Origin of the sequence: Bacillus cereus group sp. MYBK95-2, from assembly GCF_051915225.1 — a bacterium.
In the GTDB taxonomy this organism is placed as follows: domain Bacteria; phylum Bacillota; class Bacilli; order Bacillales; family Bacillaceae_G; genus Bacillus_A; species Bacillus_A cereus.
In genome coordinates, this window is sequence record NZ_JBQAEH010000002.1 from 512,817 (window position 1) to 532,785 (window position 19,969).

Consider the following 19,969-nt stretch of genomic DNA (forward strand, 5'->3'; position numbering starts at 1 on the left):
ATATTCTCATGTGAAAAGAATGAACTTCTGCACTGAGCAGGTTCATTCTTTTTGTTTATACTAAAAGCAGAGAAACCGAAATAGGGGTGAAAATGATGAATACATTAGAAATTAAAAATTTAACGAAAAAATTTGGTGATTTCATCGCAGTTGATAATATGTCTTTATCTATTAAAGAAGGAGAAATATTTGGCTTTTTAGGATCAAATGGTGCTGGTAAGAGTACAACGATAAATATGATTGCTGGTTTGTTAAGAAGTAATGAAGGTGAGATTAGCATACTAGGAAAAAATATAAAGAAACATAATCGATTTGCGAAAATGAATATCGGTATTGTTCCGCAAGATATTGCGATTTATGAAGAGTTAACTGCCTATGAAAATGTGAAATTCTTTGCTGGATTGTACGGGTTACGAGGAGCCGAATTAAAAGCTAGGGTAGAGGAAGCTCTTAAATTTGTAGGACTTAGTGATAAACAGAAAAGCTATCCGAAGAACTTTTCTGGTGGGATGAAGCGAAGACTGAATATCGCTTGTGCAATTGCTCATAGACCGAAGTTAATTATTATGGATGAGCCGACAGTTGGAATTGATCCACAGTCAAGAAACTACATTTTGCAGTCAGTACGTAAATTAAATGAAATGGGAAGTACAATTATTTATACGAGTCACTACATGGAAGAGGTAGAAGAGATTTGTACGAAAATAGCGATAGTAGATCACGGTAAAGTAATTGCAGAAGGTACGAAAGAACAGTTAAAAGCAATTATTACTGACACGAAAGATATTTGGATTGAAGTGAAATCGGTAGAGAATTTAGATGTAGAAAAATTAAAAGAGATAAACGGTGTGAAAGCAGTTCAAATTGAAGAAAACGTAATTAAAGTGAATTCTGATGCGGGATTAAATAATTTAAATAAAATCATTCAACACTGTATCAATCATGATATTGAAATTCGTTCATTAGAGGAGCAGGCTCCCAACTTAGAAACAGTATTTCTTACCTTAACCGGAAGAAACTTACGAGATAAATAAAAGGTAAATGAAGAAAAGGTAAAGGGAGGTTCATCAATTGAACATCTTCAATATTGCAATTATGCACATTAAAAGAGAATTTAGAGACGTAAGAACTTTAGTTTTTATGTTAGCATTTCCGATTGTACTTATGCTTGTGTTAGGAACAGCGTTAAGTAATGCATTTAATAGCGATAGTCATACTATTAAAGATATACAAGTGATATACAAAGATGAAGCAAATGGTACGTTTTCTCAATCATTTGAAGCATTTGCAAAAGAAGTAAGTAAATCTGGTATTCACTTTAAGAAAGTTTCTGAAGAGGTAGATGGAAAAGAAAAAGTAAAACAAAACAAATACGCTGCGTATGTAGAATTGAATAAGGACGGGGTAAAGTTTTACGGAAGTGATAGAAGTAGTATTGAAAGTAGCATAGTTGAAGGAATGATGACTACATTTGTTGATAAGTACAATGTAGTAGTTGAGATTGAGAAAGTAGACCCTAGTAAAATTAGCACAATAATTCCGAATGGAGAACGTAATGAGTATATTAAAGAAACGGCATTACAAGCGACTAAAAAACCAGGTTCTATGGATTACTATGCAATTGTAATGACAACGATGGTTGCTTTGTATGGTGCGATGGGAGCAAGTAATTTAATTAGAGGCGAACGAATACGTAAAACAGGAGATCGTCTCATTGCTGCACCTATAACGAAAGCGGAAATTTTTATCGGGAAAATATTGGGTAATATGGTGGCGAATGCACTGTGCATACTACTTGTCGTTTTATTTAGTAAATTTGTTTTTCAAGCTAACTGGGGCGATCATCTTGGAGTTGTCTTACTTATTTTACTAACAGAAGTCCTTTTAGCAACTAGCATCGGCATCGGCATCGGATATATTACAAAAACAGGTGAAGCATCTAGAGCAATTATTTTAGTTATCGTACAACTAGCTTCTATTTTTGGCGGGGCATACTTCGTAGTAGAAGAAAATTTCGTTACGAATTTATCACCATTAACGTGGGCAAACACTGCCGTTATGAAAATTATTTATGCAAATGATGTAGGGGCGGCACTACCAGTCATCTCTTTAAATATCGGAATCTCAGCACTCTTTTTATTCATATCGATTATCGCATTACGCAGACGGGAGGGGCTATAGTATGAAAGATATTTTATGGCTTATGCAAAAAACATTATCAGTCCTTTTGAAAAATAAAAAAGGGTTACTCATTATTATTAGCTTGCCGATAATAGGAACGTTAATCTCCTTTTCAATATATGGAAATGCGGGGCAAGGGACGTTAAATATCGGAGTTATAAATAAAGAAAATGAGTCGATAGCAAATGATACGGTGAAATTTTTAGAAGAAATCAATCATGTAAAAGTAAGTAAAGTGAAAGAATCTGAAGTAGAAGATAAACTCACTTCAAAAAAACTTGATGGAGTGATTACGTTACAGTCTGGTTTTTCAGAAAGTGTCCGAGAAGGAAAAACAAGCAATATTGAAATTTCATCGATTAAAGGTGATCAAGTAACAGCGTTTATTAAGTCATATTTGTACAATTATATTGATAATGTAGCAGCGATAAGTAAAGTAGCAGGAACAGATCAAAGTGCATTTGATACGATGTACGCAGGATATCAAAAAAGTTCATTTAAAGTGAAGACTGAGATGTTAGAAGATACTTCGAAAAATAAAGATATGACGAACCAAACGATGGGTTATCTTATTATGTTTATGTTATTTTCAGCAGTGAACTTATCAGGCTATATTTTAAAAGAAAAAGAGAATAGAACGTACTTTAGATTATTATCCACGCCGATAGATGGAAAGAAATTTATATTATCTAACGTCGGGGTAAATATGATTATATTAACAGTACAAATTATGATTACAATCCTATTCTTAACGAATGTTTTTCATACGAATATCAATATGCCCTTCATCGTTATGGTTGGTGTACTGATGATATTTGCTTTAATAGCGATTGGAATGTCGTTAGTAATTGTTGCTTTTTCAAAAAACTCATCATCGGCAAATGCGATGCAAAACATGGTCATTGTACCAACATGCTTACTAGCGGGTTGTTATTTCCCATATGACATTATGCCAAGTGCAGTACAAAAAGTAGCTAATTTTCTTCCACAGCGCTGGTTGTTAGACACAGTATCGAAACTACAACAAGGAATACCATTCTCGGAGTTGTATTTAAACATTTTAATTTTATTCGCTTTCGCAATTGCATTCTTCTTAATTGCTATTTATAAGTTTGGAAGAAATAATGATGCGAGAAATTTTGTTTAATGTGAAAAGGATGTGACGTTAAGTCACATCCTTTTTTGTATGAAGCATGAAATCTAAATTTGAATGACAAAATAGAAAGGTGGAAAGAAAATGATCGGAAGGAAATCAAAATGATTAAAAAAATATTGCGAGTTACTTCTATTGCTATTGCTATTTTCGTTTTTATTTTAATTTGGGTTCATATTGACGTTACACTCGGAAGAAAAATGGAAGCCGGGAAAAACATGCCGACAGAGTATGCGCCTCATTATAGTGACTTTCAATTATATGTAGAAGGGAAGTCTTTTTATAAACAATTATTTACTGATATAAGAGAAGCGAAAAGCTCCATTTACACGTATTTCTTCATTTTGTCGGATGATAAAAGTAGCCATACTTTTTTAAACTTATTAAAAGAGAAGGCAAAAGAAGGAGTAAACGTCTATTTATCCGTTGATCGCATTAATGATTTATCATTTGAAAGAAAGATGAAAAATGAATTGCAGGAAAATGGTGTGCATTTTACATATAGTAGAAAACCTGAATTACCATTCGGCTTTTATTCTCTTCATCATCGTAATCATCGCCGTATTACGACGATTGATGGGGAGATTGGCTATACAGGCGGATTTAATATAGGAGATGAGTACTTAGGGAAAGATAAGCGATTTGGATATTGGCGTGATTATCATGTACGACTTAAAGGAGAAGGAGCAAAAGATTTAGAACAGCAATTCGCTTTAGACTGGAAACGAGATACGAAAGAAGAGATAAAGAGAAGTACGAATAAAGCTAGTAAAGGGAATACATTACATACTATGACTAGTTACAATGGGCATTACGTTGCTGAAAAATATATAGAGCTCATAAAACAAGCTCAGCACTCCATTGTAATTGCAACACCGTATTTTATAGCGAAAAATAAAGAATCTATGAATGCTTTAATCGCGGCGCAAAAGCGTGGTGTTACAGTAAAAATACTTTGGTCATATAAACCGGATCTACCTCTTATAAAAGAAGCGGCGTATCCATACATACGTCAAGCTGTTAATAATGGGATTACTGTATATGGTTATAAAAAAGGAATGTTCCATGGTAAATTAATGCTTATTGATAATGAATTAACCGTTATTGGTACAACAAACTTTACTTCGCGTAGCTTCAATATAAATGATGAAATGAATTTTTATATTTATGGTGGTCCTATTGTAGGACAAGTTAATAAGGCGTTAACAGAGGATTTTCATGATTCGAAAGAAATGACGAAAGAGTTTTTTGAAAAGTTATCTTTTTGGGAGCGTTGTAAGGAGAAAGTGGCGGGATTGGTTGACTTCTATTTGTGATGATGAATTAGGAAAGGGTGCCTACAAAAGGCACCCTTTTTTGGTGGGAAATCATTATTTTTCATGCACCAGCATCGTAACATCATCATTAATCAACGTCCCCACATGTTCGCCTAAACATATTTTCTTCATGACACCAGGCTCATCAAAGTTAAAGACGTGTGCTGGTAAATTGTAGTCCCGGGCAAGCAGTAATGCCGCTTGATCCATGACTTGTATATTTTGTCTAACGACATCATTATAGTTTAGTTTGCTGTACATTTTTGCTGATTTATTATGCTTTGGATCACTTGTAAAGACGCCATCGACCCCTTGTTTTGCGACTAATATGGCATCACTATTCATCTCGATGGCTCTTTGTACACTTGGATAATCTGTCGTCACGAACGGTTGGCCGTTTCCGCCTCCAAAGATAACGATATAACCGTTATCTAAATGGTGGACTGCACGCAAGCGAATGTATGGTTCAGCTACTGCATTAAATGGAATGGAAGTCATAACGCGTACTTCTCTATTTGTTTTACTTGTTAAAACACCGCGAAGCATTAAGCTGTTAATGATTGTACCTAACGTACCGATATTATCAGCTTCTACTCGATCGATTCCCCATTCTTCAGCTAGATGCCCCCTAAAAATGTTACCGCCACCGATGACGATGGATACTTCTATACCTAAATCAACAATGGATAAAATTTCGTTTGCGATATGTTCTAATCGTTTGGAGTTAAAGCTATTTCCAGTTTGATCGGCAAGTGCACCGCCGCTTAATTTAATTAAAACACGTTTATATGGTCTCATAACAATTCCCCCTATATAGATCGCAATAAAAAAGGAACAAAGGCGAATGCCTTTGTTCCTTTTTAAGAAAATGAAAAAGAAAAGAAGAAGATAGAACGAATTGCTTTGTATAGTTTTTCATAACATCCACTCCTTTTCATTTTGATTTGTTTTAAGTATATATCTTTTTGATTATACGAAACAATCTGATTACTTATCAAGTTTATTTTATCGTTTTTTAACAAAATGGTGTCAATGAAAAAAAAGAAGAAAAATATTTGAATTTTTTGTGACGAACTTGTAGGTTTTTGTATGATTTTGTAGGTTCGCTTATAAGATGTGTGAGTAGCTTTTATAAATTCAAATTGAAAGCGTTCGCATGAAGGGGATGAACATAAATGAAAAAATTCGGATTGGCAACACAAATTTTTGTCGCGCTTGTTTTAGGGATTGTAGTAGGGGCAGTCTTTTATGGCAATAAAACGGCGATTTCTTATATCACACCAATTGGGGATATGTTTATTCACTTAATTAAGATGATTGTAGTACCAATTGTTATTTCAGCATTAATTGTTGCAGTAGCTGGTGTAGGAGATATGAAGAAGCTTGGGAAACTGGGTGGTAAGACAATTCTTTATTTCGAAATTATTACGACGATTGCTATTTTAATGGGATTACTTGCAGCGAATATATTCCAACCAGGTACTGGTGTTGATATGAGTAATTTACAGCAAAGTGATATTTCTTCTTATAAACAAACTGCAGATGCAACAGAGAAGAAAGGTTTTGCTGAGACAATTGTTCACATTGTACCGAAAAACGTATTTGAATCGATTGCACAAGGTGACCTATTACCGATTATATTCTTCTCAGTATTGTTCGGCTTAGGAGTTGCGGCAATTGGGGAAAAAGGAAAGCCTGTTTTTAACTTTTTTGAAGGCGTACTCGAAGCCATGTTTTGGGTTACAAATCAAGTTATGAAATTTGCACCATTTGGTGTATTCGCATTAATTGCCGTTACGGTTGCAAAATTTGGTGTAGCGACATTACTTCCGCTAGGAAAACTAGTGCTAGCTGTATACGTAACTGTTATACTATTCGTTGTGATTGTATTAGGTATTAATGCACGAATGGTTGGAGTAAACATTTTTACATTAATGAAAATTTTAAAAGAAGAATTGATTCTTTCGTTTACGACAGCAAGTTCAGAAGCTGTTTTACCTAATATAATGAGAAAAATGGAAGAGTTCGGTTGTCCAAAGGCAGTTGCCTCTTTCGTAATTCCGACAGGTTATACATTTAACTTGACTGGATCGGCTATTTATCAAGCGTTAGCGGCATTGTTTGTTGCACAAATGTACGGTGTGCACATGTCACTAACGGAGCAAATAACGTTATTATTCGTTCTCATGTTAACATCCAAAGGTATGGCGGGAGTTCCAGGTGCATCGTTCGTTGTTGTATTAGCAACGTTAGGTTCGATGGGGTTACCACTAGAAGGTATCGCGTTAATTGCGGGAATTGACCGCATTTTAGATATGATTCGCTCATCTGTCAATGTATTAGGAAATGCATTAGCGGCCATTGTTATGTCGAAGTGGGAAGGCGAATTCGATAATGAGAAAGCAAAACAATATGTAGAAACAGTCAAAGAAACAAAAGCAGCATAAGAAATCGTTAAGGAGTGAATAATCATGGCAACATTAACTGAAGTTAAAAATGGTGTTCGAATTGAAAAAGATTTTTTAGGTGAAAAAGAAGTACCAAACTATGCATACTACGGCGTACAAACAATGCGTGCAGTTGAAAACTTCCCGATTACAGGATACAAAATCCATGAAGGCTTAATTAGAGCGTTCGCAATTGTAAAAAAAGCAGCAGCGCTTGCTAATACAGATGTAGGAAGATTGGAATTGAACAAGGGTGGTGCGATCGCAGAGGCTGCTCAAGAAATTCTTGATGGAAAATGGCATGATCATTTCATCGTAGATCCAATTCAGGGCGGAGCAGGTACTTCAATGAACATGAATGCAAATGAAGTCATTGCCAATCGTGCTCTTGAATTATTAGGAATGGAAAAGGGAGACTATCACTATATTAGTCCAAATAGTCATGTAAACATGGCGCAATCCACAAACGATGCATTCCCAACGGCGATTCATATCGCTACATTAAACGCATTAGAAGGTTTATTACAAACGATGGGCTATATGCACGATGTATTTGAATTAAAAGCAGAACAGTTCGATCATGTAATTAAAATGGGTCGTACACATTTACAAGACGCTGTGCCAATTCGTCTTGGGCAAGAATTTAAAGCATACTCTCGTGTGCTTGAACGTGATATGAAACGAATTCAGCAATCACGTCAACACTTATATGAAGTGAACATGGGAGCAACTGCAGTTGGTACAGGCTTAAATGCAGATCCAGAATATATTGAAGCGGTTGTAAAACATTTAGCTGCAATTAGTGAACTGCCACTTGTTGGTGCAGAAGACTTAGTAGATGCAACGCAAAATACGGATGCATACACAGAAGTATCAGCAGCACTTAAAGTATGTATGATGAATATGTCTAAAATTGCGAATGACCTTCGCTTAATGGCATCAGGTCCACGCGTTGGTTTAGCGGAAATTATGCTACCAGCTCGTCAACCAGGTTCATCTATTATGCCAGGGAAAGTAAATCCTGTTATGCCAGAAGTAATTAATCAAATTGCGTTCCAAGTCATTGGTAACGACCATACAATTTGCCTTGCTTCAGAAGCAGGACAATTAGAATTAAACGTTATGGAACCAGTACTTGTTTTCAACTTACTTCAATCAATTAGCATTATGAATAACGGTTTCCGTGCCTTTACAGATAATTGCTTAAAAGGAATTGAAGCGAATGAAGATCGCTTAAAAGAGTATGTTGAGAAGAGTGTAGGAATTATTACAGCCGTGAACCCTCATATCGGTTATGAAGCAGCAGCTCGCGTTGCGAAAGAAGCAATCGCGACAGGGCAATCCGTTCGAGAACTTTGTGTGAAAAATGGTGTACTGTCACAAGAAGACTTAGAATTAATTCTAGATCCATTCGAAATGACACACCCAGGGATTGCAGGAGCAACTCTTTTAAAGAAAAATTAAAAGAAGAGGGGGGACAAGCCCCTCTTCTTTGTTTACAATATAGAAATGCTATATATGAATAGAGGTAGGGATGTTATGAGCAAGTTTACAGTAGCTTCTAATGGTGCATTAGAAACAACATTAAGAGGAGCAGAAGTATTATCAACACCACTTTTAAATAAAGGGGTAGCTTTCACACAAAATGAAAGAGAAGAGTTAGGTTTAAAAGGGTTATTACCGCCAGCGGTTTTAACGTTAGAAGAACAGGCACGCCGAGCATACGAACAATTTAGTTCTCAGCCGGATGATTTATTAAAGAATGTATACTTAACTGCGTTACATGATCGAAATGAAGTATTATTTTATCGTATATTAACAGATCATTTACGTGAAATGTTACCGATTGTATATACACCAACTGTCGGTGTAGCAATTCAAAGATATAGTCATGAATATCGTAAACCACGTGGCGTTTATTTATCAATTAACGATTCATCAGGTATCGAAGAAGCATTTACCAATATCGGTGCAACAGCTGAGAACATTGATTTAGTCGTTGTAACAGATGGAGAAGGCATATTAGGAATTGGTGACTGGGGCGTTGGTGGTATTAACATCGCAATCGGAAAATTAGCTGTTTACACTGCTGCAGTTGGAATCGATCCTAGTCGTGTATTACCAGTAATTTTAGATGTAGGTACAAACCGTGAGGAGCTATTAAACAATCCATTTTATATTGGAAATCGTCACCCTCGTATAACAGGTGAAGCTTACGATGAATTTATTGATACGTTTGTACAAGCGGTAAACAAACAATTCCCGAAAGCACTTTTACATTGGGAAGACTTTAGCTCTCGTAACGCACGAAAAATTTTAGATAAATATCGTCATGATGTTTGTACATTTAATGATGATATTCAAGGTACAGGTGCAGTTTCACTTGCGGCAGTATTATCGGCAGTGAAAGCTTCTGGTGTACCGCTAAGTGAACACCGCGTTGTTGTATTTGGTGCTGGTACGGCTGGAATCGGTATCGCAGATCAAGTTAGAGATGCGATGGTCCGCGTAGGCGTATCTGAAGAAGAATCATATAAGCGTTTCTGGTGTATTGATCGTAACGGGTTAGTTACAGATAATATGGAAGATCTTCTTGATTTCCAAATTCCGTACGCAAGAAAAGAAGCAGAAGTAAGTGAGTGGAAAGAAAATGATGTGATCGGACTTGCTGAAGTTGTGAAACATGTAAAACCGACAATTTTAATTGGTACATCTACTGTTGCAGGTGCATTTAAAGAAGAGATTATTAAAGAAATGGCTTCTCACGTAGAAAGACCAATCATTTTACCAATGTCGAATCCAACGCCACTTGCTGAAGCAAAACCAACAGATTTAATCGAGTGGACAGAAGGAAGAGCGTTAGTTGCAACAGGAAGTCCATTTGAACCAGTTACATATAACGGTGTAACGTATGTGATTGGACAATCAAATAATGCACTTATTTTCCCAGGGCTTGGTCTTGGAACAATTGTAGTACGAGCAAGCGTCATGACGGATGGAATGTTCGCAGCGGCTGCTGAAGCAGTTGCAAGTATGGTAGATACAAGTCAGCCAGGAGCACCTATTTTACCAGAGGTCGAAGAATTACGTAATATCTCAGAAATGGTTGCAATTGAAGTAGCGAAAGTTGCAGTTGCAGAAGGTGTTGCAAGAGTGAACTTAAGTGATAACGATATCAAGATGGCAGTGCAAGAAGCAATGTGGAAGCCAGAGTATCGCCAAATAAAAGCGGTAGAAAAGGTTAGAATATAGAAAAAAAGCCCGTTTATAACAATAAGCGGGCTTTCACTTTTACTACTGAAAAAAAGTATAGGAAGTGTCACCTTTGAATTGGAATCAATTATGGAAGAAAGATATGTCCCTTTTAATTATATTAATGGTCGTTGTTCCGATTGCTGGGGAGCTGAACTTTCATCCCTTTAATGATACGTTTCGAGTTAGCTTCGGTACACCGCTATTCTTCTTTTTATTATTATTTTTAAGAAGAGTACCAGCAGGAGTTGCAGGTATTCTTGTTGGTATATCTGTAGTCTTATTCCGAGTATGTCTTGACTGGATCATGCAAGGTTCATTTCATATGACAGAATCATTTTATTTGCGTTATCCTGTGTTCTTCTATTATTTTATTTATGGCAGTTTTTTTTCGCTTTGTAGGGTAAATAAGTTCCATCAGAAACCAATCATTATTGGATGCCTTGGAATTTCAATTGAAATTGTTGCAAGTATGTCAGAACTTGCGTTTTATCACATGTTAGTACTAGGTACAACAATAACGATTTCTGAAGTGAATAAACTTATTATTATTGCTATTTTTCGTAGTTTCTTTGCACTTGGTTTTTTAAATATGATGAATTTATATGAAACGAAATTAAAAGAATCGCAAGTTCGAAAAGAAAATGAAAATATGTTAATGCATCTTTCTAATTTATATGTGGAATCTGTTCATTTGAAAAAGACGTTACAAAATGCGGAGTTAATTACACAAGAAGCATATCAACTATATCGAAATTTACAAGTAAGCGCTGATTCAAGTAGTAAAACAGCATTGAAAATAGCGGGGGAAGTGCATGAAATAAAAAAGGATAATCAAAGGATATTTGCAGGATTATCTAAACTGTTATTAGATAAAAATGTGGCTGAATATGTAGAAGGACATGAGTTAGCAGAGATGATTGTTAGAATAAACGAGAAGTATGCTGAAATGCTAGAAAAGGATATACGTTTTTCTAAACATATAGAAGGTGAGCATGCTGCATACCACGTGTATACAGTGCTATCAATTTTTAATAACTTAGTTGCAAATGCAGTTGAAGCAATTGAAGATAAAGGTTTCGTTATTATTAAGCTATATAAAAGAAATCAGCATATATTTTTTGAAGTAATTGACGATGGGCCTGGTATTACACAAAAGTATAAGAAATTAGTATTTAAGCCAGGATTTACTTCCAAGTATGATCAAACGGGAACACCGTCAACTGGTATTGGGCTTTCTTACATAAATGAAATGGTAACAGAGCTAGGCGGAGAAGTGAAATTAGAAGACCGAGAAAATAAAAGAGGATGTAAGTTTATCGTTTGTTTACCAGAGGATAGTTTAAAGCAGGAAGGGGAATAGATTTGTTTTATTATATCGTAGACGATGATGAAGTTTTCCGTTCGATGCTTTCGCAAATTATTGAAGATGGAGATCTTGGAGAAGTAATTGGTGAGGCGGATGACGGAGCTTTTATTGAAGCGGATCAACTAAATTTTAAAAAAGTAGATATTTTATTTATTGATTTGTTGATGCCGATGAGGGACGGAATTGAAACAGTTCGTCACATTGCGTCAACTTTCACGGGGAAAATCATTATGATTTCTCAAGTGGAATCGAAGCAGCTTATAGGTGAGGCATATACACTTGGTGTAGAATATTATATTACAAAACCATTAAACAAAATCGAAGTTGTATCTGTTGTACGCAAAGTGATGGAGCGTATTAGATTGGAGCGTTCTATACATGATATTCAAAAATCATTGAATAACGTGTTTCAGTGGGAAAAGCCGCAATTGCGTACTGAACCAGTGCAAGAAGGAAAAAAGATAGGGGATTTAGGACGCTTTTTACTATCAGAACTCGGTATTGCGGGAGAGAATGGAAGTAAAGATTTACTTAGTATGCTGGAATATTTATATGGTCAAGAAAAGGCACAGACATTTGAGTTTGGCTTTCCTGCGTTAAAAGAAATTTTTCATCATATTACGATAAGGAAATTAGGGGATCTAGCTTTAGAGGCGGATATTGATAAAGAGAAAAAAGCGTCTGAACAAAGAGTACGTCGAGCTATTTATCAGTCGTTAAATCATTTGGCTTCTTTAGGATTAACAGACTTTTCAAATCCAAAATTTGAAAGCTATGCTCCAAAATTTTTCGATTTTACCGTAGTTAGAAAACGGATGACAGAAATGACGAAAGATGAACTCGCATCTTCTGGTCATACGCGAATTAATACGAAGAAGTTTATTCAAGTGTTGTATTTTGAGGCGAAGAGGTTGATGGAGATAGAGTGAAGAAGATGCTTATAAATAAGCATCTTCTTTTGTTAAATCAACATTTTATATTTTCTCGTGGAGCATGTAAAATGTTAAGTAAGAGAAAATGGTTTTATATTAAGGAAGTGTCAAAGCGATGAGTTTCACATTGAATAAATCGATTATTAAAGAAGTGTGCGGAGAGACCTCATATAAAAGAGGTGAAGCCTATTATAAATCAAATAAAGTGATAATAGATCATTACGATGAAAATAAAGAAATTTGTGAGGCGACAGTAAAAGGGAACGAGGATTTCCATGTTACAGTAGCAAAAGCCAAAAAGGGTGATGTTGTTGCAAAATGTAGTTGTCCTTCATTAGCGTCTTTTCAAACGTACTGTCAACATGTTGCAGCAGTATTAATACAAATAAACTATAATCAACAAACAGGTGGAATGAGCTCCACTAGTAGCAGAAATGATCAATTGACAAGTGGTATGTTTCAGCTGTTTGCAGACAAACCACTGAGGCCAAAAAGTAAACAACACCGTTTTGATACACGTGAAATATTAGATATTGAGTTTATATGTACACCAGTTGCTACGAGAAGTGGTGGGGCTCTTCTTGGAATTCAATTGAAACTTGCCAAAGTGTATTTCATAAATCATATTAGAGAATTTCTTTCTAAGGTGGAGAAAAGAGAGTCTTTTCATTGTTCAAATGAATTTACATATACACCAGATGTACATAGTTTTAAACAAGAAACGGATGCGATTATTCAGCAGCTCATTAAAATGTATCATAACGAAAAAATGTATGAAGATACGCTAGAAGTACATGCGAAACAAGATGAAAGTATGATATTTATACCACCAGCTTCATGGAAAGATATGCTCTTTTCACTTTCTAAAGCTGAATATGTACAGCTGAAACAAAATGAACAACTGTTTCAGGGATTACAAGTTTCAAAAGGGTTGTTGCCGTTACACTTTGAATTTACGAAGGGAAATAATGGCGGATTTACACTTCATATAGAGGGTTTAAATCGTGTACAAGTTATGGATATGTATAACAATGCACTTTACGATGGGAAATTATATCACTTACACATTGAAGATTGTATGCGACTTATTGAATTACAAAAGATGATGAGTCGCTCAAATAGTAATCAGTTTTATATTCCAGAAAGTAAGATGGAACATTTCGTCGCGAAAGTTGTACCAGGATTAATGAAGCTCGGAACTGTACACATTGATGAAGTAATATCGGATCGTGTTGAAACACCTTCGCTAAAAGCGAAATTGTATTTAGACCGCGTGAAAAATCGCTTATTAGCAGGTCTTGAATTTCACTATGGGAACGTCATGATTAATCCGCTAGAAGAGGATGGACAGCCGTCTGTTTTTAATCGTGATGAGAAAAAGGAAAAAGAGATTTTAGACATTATGAGTGAAAGTGCTTTTGCAAAAACAGAAGGCGGTTACTTTATGCATAATGAAGAAGCTGAGTATAACTTTTTATATCACGTTGTGCCAACATTAAAAGGTTTAGTTGATATTTATGCGACAACAGCAATCAAATTGCGAATTAGTAAAGGGGATGCAGTTCCTCTTATTAGAGTGAGAAGGAAAGAAAGAATTGATTGGTTGTCATTTCGTTTTGATATAAAAGGAATACCAGAAGCAGAAATTAAAGGTGTATTAGCGGCCCTTGAAGAGAAACGTAAATATTATCGATTGGCGAATGGTTCGTTTTTATCGCTAGAGAGTAAAGAGTTTAATGAAATTAATCAGTTTATAAAAGAATCAGGTATTCGGAAAGAATTTTTACATGGAGAAGAGGTAAATGTTCCGCTTATTCGGAGTGTAAAATGGATGAACGGACTTCATGAAGGCAATGTTTTAAGTTTGGATGATTCTGTTCAAGAGTTAGTAGAAAACATTCAAAACCCGAAAAAATTAAAGTTTGCTGTGCCAAATACTTTAAATGCAGAAATGAGAAAGTATCAAGTATATGGGTTCGAATGGATGAAAACACTTGCTCATTACCGTTTTGGCGGTATTTTAGCAGATGATATGGGACTTGGAAAAACGTTGCAAAGCATTGCTTTTATAGATTCTGTTTTGACTGAGATTCGAGAAAAGAAACTGCCAATATTAGTCGTTTCACCATCATCTCTTGTTTATAATTGGTTTAGTGAATTGAAAAAATTCGCCCCGCATATTAGAGCAGTTATTGCAGATGGAATTCAAGCAGAGCGCCGGAAAATTTTGAAAGATATAACGGAATTTGATGTTGTAATTACGTCATATCCATTACTGAGAAGAGATATAAGATTGTATGCAAGACCATTTCATACACTATTCCTTGATGAAGCGCAGGCGTTTAAAAACCCTACAACGCAAACGGCAAGAGCTGTGAAAACAATTCAAGCTGAATACCGTTTTGGGCTAACGGGTACACCTGTAGAAAATTCATTAGAAGAGCTATGGTCTATCTTCCATGTCGTCTTCCCAGAATTATTACCAGGAAGAAAAGAGTTCGGTGATTTAAGGCGTGAAGATATAGCGAAGCGAGTGAAACCATTCGTATTAAGACGATTAAAAGGGGACGTATTAAATGAGTTGCCAGAGAAAATAGAGCACTTACAATCATCGGAGTTATTACCCGATCAAAAGAGTCTTTATGCTGCTTATTTAGCGAAGTTAAGGGAAGAAACGTTAAAGCATTTAGACAAAGATACGTTACGTAAAAATAAAATTAGAATTTTAGCTGGTTTAACGAGATTGCGACAAATTTGTTGCCATCCTGCTTTATTTGTTGATGATTACAAAGGAAGTTCAGCTAAATTTGAACAACTGTTAGAGATTTTAGAGGAATGTAGAAGTACAGGGAAGAGAATATTAATTTTTTCTCAATTTACGAAGATGCTTTCCATTATTGGTCGTGAGTTAAATCGACAAGCAATTCCATACTTTTATTTAGACGGGAGTACACCAGCGCAGGATCGTGTAGAGCTGTGCGATCGGTTTAACGAAGGAGAAGGAGATCTATTTCTCATTTCTTTAAAAGCTGGTGGTACCGGACTTAATTTAACTGGTGCAGATACAGTAATATTATATGATTTATGGTGGAATCCAGCTGTTGAACAACAAGCGGCCGATAGGGCGTATCGAATGGGACAAAAAAATACAGTGCAAGTTATAAAGCTAGTAGCTCAGGGAACAATTGAGGAGAAAATGCATGAACTGCAAGAAAGTAAGAAAAATTTAATCGCTGAAGTGATTGAGCCGGGAGAAGAGAAATTGTCCTCAATCACAGAGGAAGAAATTCGAGATATTTTAATGATTTAATATAAAAAAGCTATGCCTTCAAATTTATGAGGGCATAGCTTTTTGGTTGTAATAATTATATTTTGTTTTGTACAAAGTAAAGAAATCAAATGTTATTTAAATTACTTCTTTGTACCTTTACTTTTGTAGGGTTTGGCAGCTGCCTTTTTCTTTGCACTTGATTGCCAACGGTTCCATCCTTTACTTCCTGTACCTTGTCCTACACCTTTTTTCGGTTTTGCTTTCGTTTTACTCATATGATCACTCCGTTATATAAAAAATCTTATTTAATAATAGCCAATGTTTTAGAAAAATATTCTGGATAAATGACTATGTTTGTTTTAAGTAAAAACAAACTGCTTGAATGCTATAGTATATCATGAAATTGCAAGTAAACTGAAAGGAATTATAAAGAAAATGAAAATAATAAGAAATACTGCGGATTCTATATTCCGAACGATCACATTAATTATTGTGTATACGTTAGTTTCGGTCAGTGAAACATTTTTTGGATTGACGAGGCAGAAAAAGTAAAGATGTTAAATTAACAACAATCAATAAAGCCGTAAAATAAAGAATTGAAAAATATTTTAAAACTTTTTGTTGACTTTCTTTATTTTTTGTATAGAATAATCATTAATAAAATGTTTCAGAGATGTGACAACAAAACGACTATGAAAGGACGAGTAGTAGTAGGACGTAGTTTAAGCGAGTCAGGGGTGGTGTGAGCCTGATACGAAGCCTATTATGAAGAACCTCCTGGAGTTGCTAACCGAAATCCTTTATAGGAAAGTAGACTTAGCCGGGAACTTCGCCGTTACAAGAAGAACAGTATCGAGATATTTCATCTCCGTATTGTATAAGTGAGCAACCTCTGTTGCTAATTTGGGTGGTACCGCGGAACCAAAGCCTTTCGTCCCAGTTTTTTGGGAAAGAAGGGCTTTTTTTGTTGGCTTCTTTTCACAACATCCAAACATTTTAGGAGGAAACCACCATGTATCAATCATTAATGACAGTAAGAGAGACTCAAATTGCAATTAAGGAAGTTAAAACATTTTTCGAGGACCAATTAGCAAAACGCCTTGAACTATTCCGCGTATCTGCACCATTATTCGTAACGAAAAAATCAGGATTAAACGATCACCTAAACGGTGTAGAACGTCCAATTGAATTTGATATGTTACATTCAGGAGAAGAATTAGAAATTGTTCATTCACTAGCGAAATGGAAACGATTTGCATTACATGAATACGGATATGAAGCTGGTGAAGGTTTATATACAAACATGAACGCGATTCGTCGTGATGAAGAACTTGATGCAACGCATTCCATTTATGTTGACCAATGGGATTGGGAAAAAATCGTTCAAAAAGAATGGCGTACTGTTGAATACTTACAAAAAACAGTACAAACAATTTATGGAATATTCAAAGATTTAGAAGATCACTTATTTGAAAAATATCCGTTCCTTGGAAAGTATTTACCGGAAGAAATTGTTTTCGTTACTTCTCAAGAATTAGAAGATAAATATCCAGAATTAACACCGAAAGATCGTGAACATGCAATTGCAAAAGAACACGGTGCAGTCTTCATTATCGGAATTGGTGATGCACTTCGTTCAGGTGAAAAGCATGACGGACGCGCAGCTGATTATGACGATTGGAAATTAAACGGTGACATTTTATTCTGGCACCCAGTACTACAATCTTCATTTGAGTTATCATCAATGGGAATTCGTGTTGATAGTAAATCACTTGATGAGCAGTTAACGAAAACTGGTGAAGACTTCAAACGTGAGTATGATTTCCATAAAGGTATACTAGAAGACGTACTACCATTAACAATCGGCGGTGGCATTGGACAATCAAGAATGTGCATGTACTTCTTACGTAAAGCACATATCGGTGAAGTTCAATCTTCTGTATGGCCTGACGATTTACGTGAAGCTTGCAAGAAAGAAAACATTCATCTGTTTTAATAGAAGTAAGGGAATAGCTTAAATATAGAGCTATTCCCTCTTTTTTATAAAACTTCACTTGCTTATTTATTACCGAGTTCTTCCGCCAAACCGATTAAAATTCCTTCGACTCCACGAATGTAGCAGAGACGATACGAGTTCTCGTACTGAACTACTTCGCCAACGAGCTCTGCACCATGCTTAGTGAGTCTGGATACCATTTCGTCAATATCCTCGACAGTGAACATGACGCGTAGATAACCGAGGGCGTTTACAGGAGCTGTTCGGTGATCTGCTATAGTAGGAGGGGTGAGAAATCGCGAAAGTTCAATTCGGCTGTGGCCATCTGGAGTGACCATCATAGCGATTTCTACGCACTGAGAACCGAGTCCAGTTACGCGACCAGCCCATTCACCTTCGACATTTGCTCGACCTTCGAGATTCAAGCCAATCTCCTCAAAGAAAGAGATTGCGTTATCAAGGGATTCTACAACGATGCTGACATTGTCCATTCGTAGTAATTTGTTTTTTGCCATAGTCTTATCTCCTTATGTATAAAAGTTTATTATTTAATTATCCTCATAATTATACTACTAAGTAGTTACAAATTCCTTTCAGTCAAAAACACCTTGTCACAGTATAGGAAAATGTGACAAGGTGTTTTTTAATATATCATATAGCATCTTGTTAACGAATAGCTTTTTATTTAATAGGAAGGAAGTAGATTAATATGTTTTTTTTATAAGCGTTACTAAACATATCAAATTAGCTCATTTGCACGAAAGGCTCAATTTTCGCCATAAATGATTGATGCAGCGCCTCAACGCCTGTTACTAAATGAAGGCGGTCAATAACGACAGACACTTTAATTTCTGATGTACTTACCATTTTAATATGAATATCTTCTTCTTTTAAAGTAGTGAACATATTTGCAGCGACACCTGGGTTAGATACCATGCCAGATCCTACGATTGATACTTTTGCTAAGTGATTTTCATGTTCTACAGATTCGTAGTGAAGAGTTTCTTGATTTTGTTCCAATACTTTTAATGTTTCTCTTAAATCATTCGAGTGAATGGAGAAGGAGAGATGAACAGTTCCTTCATTTGTAATACTTTGAATGATGATATCTACATTAATATGTGCCGCTGCTAATGTAGAGAAAACAGTTGAAAGTGAACCTTGTTCTAATCCTTTCACTGTGATGCGTGTAATATTATCTTCAAATGCAATACCTTTAACGATTGATTGTTGTTCCATGTTACATTCTCCTTTTACAATTGTTCCGTTTTCTTGTTCCATACTTGAGCGAACTTCTAAAACTACGTTATGATTTTTAGCAAACTCAACAGCACGCGGGTGTAATACGCCAGCACCGAGGTTTGCAAGTTCTAACATTTCGTCATAAGAAATTTCATCTAATTTATAAGCATCTTTTACAACTCGTGGATCCGTCGTATATACGCCGGTCACATCTGTGTAAATATCACATTTTTTTGCGTTTAGTGCAGCAGCTAATGCGACAGCAGTTGTATCAGAACCGCCTCGTCCAAGCGTTGTAATTTCAAAATCTTCACTGACTCCTTGGAAACCAGCTACAATAACAATCGTACCTTCAGCAAGATAAGATTGAATACGATCTGTATGAATGTCAGTAATCCGTGCACTACTATGTACAGATTCTGTCGTAATACCAGCTTGCCACCCTGTTAATGAAATTGCATGATAGCCTTTTGCTTGCAGTGCCATCGTTAATAATGAAATAGTTACTTGTTCTCCTGTAGATAGAAGCATATCCATTTCACGTTTACTTGGATTTTCTGTGATAGCGTTAGCGAGTGCGACAAGTTCATCTGTGCTTTTTCCCATTGCTGAAACGACAGAGACAATGCTATGACCTCGTTCATATTCTTCAATAATTAAATTTGCTACATGTTGAATGCGTTCGACGCTTCCGACAGAAGTGCCACCGAATTTTTGAACAATTGTTTCCATTACAGATTCCTTCTTTCGTCTATTTTTAAGAATAGATTAGGAAATATATAAATCCCAATACTCCTGTAGTTACCAGAA

15 protein-coding genes and 1 other annotated feature are annotated in these 19,969 nt (G+C 35.7%); of the genes, 11 read left to right on the plus strand and 4 right to left on the minus strand.

Translation table 11 applies throughout. The features are described from left to right. The first annotated feature begins 95 nt into the window (after window positions 1-95). The 4 genes from ACTFN4_RS09675 (at window position 96) to cls (ending at window position 4,650) form a co-directional block, all read left to right on the plus strand. Complete coding sequence (locus ACTFN4_RS09675) at window positions 96-1,034, plus strand: ABC transporter ATP-binding protein (protein ID WP_001093804.1); 939 nt, start codon at window positions 96-98, stop codon at window positions 1,032-1,034. Between the two features lie 37 nt (window positions 1,035-1,071). After that, window positions 1,072-2,181 (plus strand): ABC transporter permease, encoded by a 1,110-nt coding sequence (locus ACTFN4_RS09680; RefSeq protein WP_439962241.1) that lies wholly within the window; start codon window positions 1,072-1,074, stop codon window positions 2,179-2,181. 1 nt (window position 2,182) lies between these two features. Further along, entirely contained in the window at window positions 2,183-3,328 is a 1,146-nt protein-coding gene (locus ACTFN4_RS09685; protein WP_439962242.1) for an ABC transporter permease, read from the plus strand. Window positions 3,329-3,438: 110 nt separating this feature from the next. Further along, the gene (cls, locus tag ACTFN4_RS09690; RefSeq protein ID WP_000591898.1) at window positions 3,439-4,650 is read left to right on the plus strand and encodes a cardiolipin synthase; all 1,212 of its coding nucleotides are present in this window, start codon (window positions 3,439-3,441) and stop codon (window positions 4,648-4,650) included. 54 nt (window positions 4,651-4,704) lie between these two features. On the opposite strand, the gene pyrH is transcribed toward cls, so the two are convergent. Next, window positions 4,705-5,448, minus strand: coding sequence for a UMP kinase (gene pyrH, locus ACTFN4_RS09695; RefSeq protein ID WP_001248059.1), 744 nt, complete (start codon window positions 5,446-5,448; stop codon window positions 4,705-4,707). Between the two features lie 377 nt (window positions 5,449-5,825). Between pyrH and ACTFN4_RS09700 the strand changes: the two genes are divergently transcribed. The 6 genes from ACTFN4_RS09700 to ACTFN4_RS09725 all read left to right on the plus strand — a co-directional run bounded on the left by ACTFN4_RS09700 (window position 5,826) and on the right by ACTFN4_RS09725 (window position 15,960). Beyond that, window positions 5,826-7,097 (plus strand): cation:dicarboxylate symporter family transporter, encoded by a 1,272-nt coding sequence (locus ACTFN4_RS09700; RefSeq protein ID WP_439962243.1) that lies wholly within the window; start codon window positions 5,826-5,828, stop codon window positions 7,095-7,097. 24 nt (window positions 7,098-7,121) lie between these two features. Next, window positions 7,122-8,561 (plus strand): aspartate ammonia-lyase, encoded by a 1,440-nt coding sequence (gene aspA, locus ACTFN4_RS09705; protein WP_000224194.1) that lies wholly within the window; start codon window positions 7,122-7,124, stop codon window positions 8,559-8,561. A 75-nt stretch (window positions 8,562-8,636) separates the two neighbouring features. After that, complete coding sequence (gene malS / locus ACTFN4_RS09710; RefSeq protein ID WP_439962244.1) at window positions 8,637-10,349, plus strand: oxaloacetate-decarboxylating malate dehydrogenase; 1,713 nt, start codon at window positions 8,637-8,639, stop codon at window positions 10,347-10,349. A 64-nt stretch (window positions 10,350-10,413) separates the two neighbouring features. Further along, window positions 10,414-11,712, plus strand: coding sequence for a sensor histidine kinase (locus tag ACTFN4_RS09715; protein ID WP_002023846.1), 1,299 nt, complete (start codon window positions 10,414-10,416; stop codon window positions 11,710-11,712). 2 nt (window positions 11,713-11,714) lie between these two features. Continuing rightward, window positions 11,715-12,647, plus strand: a complete 933-nt coding sequence (locus ACTFN4_RS09720; protein WP_000500302.1) for a response regulator — start codon at window positions 11,715-11,717, stop codon at window positions 12,645-12,647. 118 nt (window positions 12,648-12,765) lie between these two features. Then, window positions 12,766-15,960 (plus strand): DEAD/DEAH box helicase, encoded by a 3,195-nt coding sequence (locus ACTFN4_RS09725; protein WP_000011041.1) that lies wholly within the window; start codon window positions 12,766-12,768, stop codon window positions 15,958-15,960. Window positions 15,961-16,061: 101 nt separating this feature from the next. Here ACTFN4_RS09725 and ACTFN4_RS09730 read toward each other — a convergent pair whose 3' ends face one another. Further along, window positions 16,062-16,196, minus strand: a complete 135-nt coding sequence (locus tag ACTFN4_RS09730; RefSeq protein WP_000047588.1) for a DUF3934 domain-containing protein — start codon at window positions 16,194-16,196, stop codon at window positions 16,062-16,064. A 408-nt stretch (window positions 16,197-16,604) separates the two neighbouring features. After that, window positions 16,605-16,863, plus strand: a binding site (T-box leader). A 70-nt stretch (window positions 16,864-16,933) separates the two neighbouring features. On the opposite strand from ACTFN4_RS09730, the gene asnA reads away from it, so the two are divergent. Beyond that, window positions 16,934-17,917 carry an aspartate--ammonia ligase gene (asnA, locus tag ACTFN4_RS09735; protein ID WP_000284917.1) on the plus strand — a complete coding sequence of 328 codons (984 nt, stop codon included), beginning with the start codon at window positions 16,934-16,936 and terminating at the stop codon, window positions 17,915-17,917. Window positions 17,918-17,979: 62 nt separating this feature from the next. On the opposite strand, the gene ACTFN4_RS09740 is transcribed toward asnA, so the two are convergent. Further along, complete coding sequence (locus ACTFN4_RS09740; protein WP_001107259.1) at window positions 17,980-18,432, minus strand: VOC family protein; 453 nt, start codon at window positions 18,430-18,432, stop codon at window positions 17,980-17,982. Window positions 18,433-18,661: 229 nt separating this feature from the next. Further along, the gene (locus ACTFN4_RS09745) at window positions 18,662-19,891 is read right to left on the minus strand and encodes an aspartate kinase (RefSeq protein WP_439962245.1); all 1,230 of its coding nucleotides are present in this window, start codon (window positions 19,889-19,891) and stop codon (window positions 18,662-18,664) included. Between the last annotated feature and the right edge of the window lie 78 nt (window positions 19,892-19,969).